The 237-nt window shown below is 50.2% G+C and carries 1 protein-coding gene; it reads right to left on the bottom strand.

Going from position 1 to position 237, the window contains the following annotated elements; translation table 11 throughout:
- The coding region (locus HMPREF2711_RS10640) for a type IV secretion system protein (protein WP_283118297.1) at positions 1–228 on the bottom strand (228 nt) is incomplete at its 3' end.
- Between the last annotated feature and the right edge of the window lie 9 nt (positions 229–237).

Here is a 237-nt window from a genome sequence, read left to right as displayed (position 1 = left end):
ACCCAGGCCCAGCTGCTGGGTCACGGTCTGCATAATACCGCCGACATTTCCGCCGGTCAGTGCCGCGGCAATATTGGATACGGCATCGGTAATGGCGATATTGCCTACCAGATCCATAGAGATTTCCGCCATGACGCCAAGCATCACGCTGGAAAAGATGGTTGCCAGTCCATAGTATAGCCATTTTTGAAACAGGGGTGCTGTTTTTTTGAACAGAAGGCATAAAATAAAGATGGG

This window comes from Neisseria sp. HMSC070A01 (assembly GCF_001810165.1).
Taxonomy (GTDB): domain Bacteria; phylum Pseudomonadota; class Gammaproteobacteria; order Burkholderiales; family Neisseriaceae; genus Neisseria.
Note: the sequence above shows the minus strand (reverse complement) of the source record. Positions and strands in the feature narration are given on the sequence as shown.